We start from the raw sequence: 3,805 nt of genomic DNA, 5'->3' as shown, positions 1-3,805 counted from the left end.
CACCCTGATCTGCGAGGAGGACGCGACCATGGAAAAGCGGATCGTCAGCGGCGTGGCCCTGAGCGGCGACGAGGCGCGGATCACCCTGTTCGGCATGCCGGATCGGACCGACGCCCAGGCCCAGGTCTTCGCTCGGCTCGCCTCGGCCCGGATCAATGTCGACATGATCGCCCAGTCGCGCGCCCGCGCCGAGGCCCGCTCGAACCTGACCTTCACCCTTGGCAAGCGCGACGCGGCCCGCGCGGTTGAGCTGATGGGTCAGGGCCAGGCCGAGATCGGCTTTTCGGACATCTCATCGGACGACGGCGTGGCCAAGGTCTCGGTCGTGGGTGTGGGCATGCGCAGCCATGCCGGCGTGGCCGAGACCATGTTCCGGGCCCTGGCCAACGCCGACATCGCGCTACACGCCATTTCGACATCTGAGATCAAGATCAGCGTGCTGGTCGACGCCGCTCGGGGAGAGGACGCCGTGCGGGCCCTGCACGCCGCCTTCGGCCTGAACCACGCCTGAGGCGATTCCCTAGGGCCGCGAAAGGCTCTAGGACCCAAGTCGGAGACCCCTGTATCGAGCCTGTCCGCCCATGCCCGTTTCGGGACTGACCGCGTCCGGACCCAGGAGCCTGCTTCGGCAGATCCGTGAGGTCATGGCCTCGGACGCCCCGGCCCAGGGGCGGCTGGACGAGGTGGTGCGCTCGATCGCCCGGCTGATGGTGGCCGAGGTCTGCTCGCTCTACCTGCGCCGCGCGTCCGGCGAGATGGAGCTGTTCGCCACTCAGGGCCTGAACCCCGAGGCCGTGCACAACACTCGCCTCGCCCCGGGCGAGGGCCTGGTCGGGGAGGTGGTCCGCCGGGCCGAGCCGATGGCGCTTGCTGACGCGCCCAGCCACCCGAGCTTCTCCTACCGGCCGGAGACGGGCGAGGATCCCTACCACGCCTTCCTCGGCGTGCCGCTGCTGCGGGGTGGCCGGACCATCGGCGTGCTGGTAGTCCAGAACCGGACCGCCCGCACATACGCCGAGGACGAGATCGAGGATCTCCAGACCATCGCCATGGTGCTGGTGGAGCTGGTCGCTGGCACGGAGCTGACGGTCGAGGAATTCAAGGACGTCGAGGTCGCGCCCCATCGTCCGGAGCGGCTGAAGGGACACCGGTTCGCCGATGGCCTGGCGGTCGGCCAGGTGGTTCTGCACGAGCCCCCGGTCGCCTCCGGGCGCCTGATGGCTGACGACACGCCTTCGGAGGAGGGGCGGCTGCGCGAAGGGCTGGACCGGCTTCGCGCCCAGATCGACGACATGATGGCCGGCGGGCACCTCGCGGGCCCGTCCACCGAGGTGCTGGAAAGCTATCGAATGCTGGCCGACAGCCCCGGCTGGATTCGCTCGCTGGAGGAGGCGGTCCGCGGGGGTCTTTCGGCGGAGGCCGCCGTTGACCGCGCCCGGACCCAGCACCGCGCGCGCTTCGCCGCCGCCCGCGATCCGTATCTGAAGGAGCGGCTCCACGATCTGGAGGACCTCGCCAACCGGCTCCTGAGGATTCTCGCCGGTGAACAGCCCGGACAGCGGGAGTTGCCGGAAAACGCAATCCTGGTGGCCCGCAACCTCGGCCCGGCGGACCTGCTGGAATATCCGCGCGGTCGGATCTGCGGGCTGCTGCTCGAGGAGGGATCGCCCGCCAGCCATGCGGCGCTGGTCGCGCGCGCGCTCGATATTCCATGTGTCGGCCGCTTGACCGGAGTTCGGGACCGGGTCTCGGAAGGCGACGTGGTCATCGTCGACGGAGAGTCCGCCGAGGCGCACCTGCGTCCGCGTCCCGATCTCCTGGAGGCGTTCGAGGCGCGGGTAGCGGCGCGCGAGGCGCGCCGCGCGCTGCTGGCGCAGATTCGGGACGAGCCGGCGGTCACCCTCGACGGCGTCCGGCTGTCGCTTCAGATCAACGCCGGCCTGAGCACCGACATCGAGGCGCTGGCGGACACCGGGGCCGAGGGGGTCGGCCTGTTCCGGACTGAATTCCAGTTCATGGTCCAGGACACCCTGCCGGGTCTGGACGCCCAGACGGCGCTCTATCGGCACGTGCTCGACACCGCCGGCGCGCGGCCGGTGACCTTCCGAACCCTCGATGTCGGCGCCGACAAGGTGCTGCCCTATCTGGACGCGGGGCGGGAGGACAACCCGGCTCTCGGCCGCCGCGCCATCCGTCTGGGGCTGGATCGCCCGGCCCTGCTCAGGCTCCAGCTGCGCGCCCTGCTGCGGGCGGCGGGGGGGCGAGAGCTACGGGTGATGTTCCCGCTGATCGCCAGCGTCGACGAGTACCGCCGCGCCCGCGCACTGGTCGAGGCCGAATGCCAGTGGGCGCGCCGCCGGGGACGGGCGCTGCCGGCCCTGCTGCGCGTGGGCGCCATGATCGAGGCGCCGGCGCTGCTCTGGCACCTCGACGCCCTGCTGCCCCAGACCGACTTCGTCTCGATCGGGACCAACGATCTGATGCAGTACATGTTCGCCGCCGACCGGACCAATCCAACGGTGGCCGACCGCTATGATCCCCTGTCGCCCCCGCTGCTGAACGCGCTCGCAGCCATCCAGAAGGCCTGCGCCGAGTCCGGCACGCCGGTATCCGTCTGTGGCGAGATGGCGGGCAGGCCGCTGGAGGCGTTCGCGCTCATAGCGTTGGGATTCCAGAGGCTTTCGGCGCCGCCGTCAGGGGTCGGCCCGGTCAAACGGATGATCCTGTCGCTGGACCTCTCGCAAGCCCGTCGTCTTTTCGGCCCCATCCTGACGAGCTCCTCCGGTTCGGTGCGCGATCAGGTCGAGGCGCTGGCGCGGAAATTGAACCTCGCGCTCTGAGGCGTCCCGGTGCGGCACAAGTCGTCGCACCCTGCCGGAGTTCTTAAGAAAACCTTGATTTCCGGAATGCCATGACCTATCCCGTCGAGCCGTTCGGGGAGCCTTCCGAGGAAGGTATGGGCGGTGTTTCCGCCCGGAGTGAGTTGGGCGTGGGCGATCAGAGTGCGCCGCAGAGTGAAGACCAGCCGCTTGGCGCCTACCAGGCGGCCGAAGGCTGGCGTCCGGCTCCGCCCGTAACCATCGAGGACGCCGAAAGCCTGGGCGCCGCCTACAAGGCCGCGCGGATGGCTTCGGGCCGGCCTCTGCATGAGCTGTCGGAAATCACCCGGGTCCCCGCCCGTTATCTCAGCGCGCTCGAGGACGGCCGTCTGGCGGACCTGCCGTCGCGGCCGTTCGCGCTCGGCCATGCGCGGGCCTACGCCCAGGCGCTGGGGTTGGACGAGACGGCCGCCGCCGAGCGCCTGCGCCGCGACTACGACCTTCCCAGCCAGACGCTTCAGCCGCCGGTCGGGGTGGCCTTCCAGGAGCCCAAGCGGGTCTCCCCGCTGTGGGCCGGCGGCGTCGCCGCCCTCGTGCTGGCCGTGGTCGGCTGGAATGTGTTCCAGCGTGTCAGCCTGGTCGACAACGCCACGCCGTCGGACCTGGCCGAGGTGCCCGAGAGCTGGCGCGTCGGCGCCATCGCCTCCGAGTTCGAACTCGACGCGCCGCGCCCCGCGCCGCCGGACCAGACGACCCCCGTCCTCTACGTCACGCCGGGCCTCGAAGAGGTCCTGGCCCCGGCTCTCGCCGGAGCGGAGGCCGCCGCCGCGGCGCCCGACTCCGGTGGTCCGGTCGGCGCGGCCTTCAATCCGCGCGGCGCCATCTATGGCGTGGCCGCCGGGCGCTCGGGGGTCATCCTGCAGGCGCGCCGGGCCGCCAGCATCGTCGTTCGCGCCCAGGACGGCGTCGTTCATTTCGCGCGCCAG

3 protein-coding genes are annotated in these 3,805 nt (G+C 70.9%); all 3 read left to right on the top strand.

From position 1 onward, the window contains the following. Nucleotides 1-511, top strand: a 511-nt coding sequence (locus Q0M60_RS00610; protein WP_296814618.1) for an ACT domain-containing protein, incomplete at its 5' end; no start/stop codon positions are given. Between the two features lie 70 nt (nt 512-581). Further along, nucleotides 582-2,840 carry a phosphoenolpyruvate--protein phosphotransferase gene (ptsP, locus tag Q0M60_RS00605; RefSeq protein WP_296814616.1) on the top strand — a complete coding sequence of 753 codons (2,259 nt, stop codon included), beginning with the start codon at nt 582-584 and terminating at the stop codon, nt 2,838-2,840. Between the two features lie 149 nt (nt 2,841-2,989). Next, nucleotides 2,990-3,805, top strand: an 816-nt coding sequence (locus Q0M60_RS00600) for a helix-turn-helix domain-containing protein (protein ID WP_296814613.1), incomplete at its 3' end; no start/stop codon positions are given.

Origin of the sequence: Brevundimonas sp. (assembly GCF_024711105.1) — a bacterium.
Lineage (GTDB): Bacteria > Pseudomonadota > Alphaproteobacteria > Caulobacterales > Caulobacteraceae > Brevundimonas.
The sequence above is the reverse complement of the archived record's forward strand: the minus strand, read 5'-3'. Positions and strand labels throughout refer to the sequence as shown.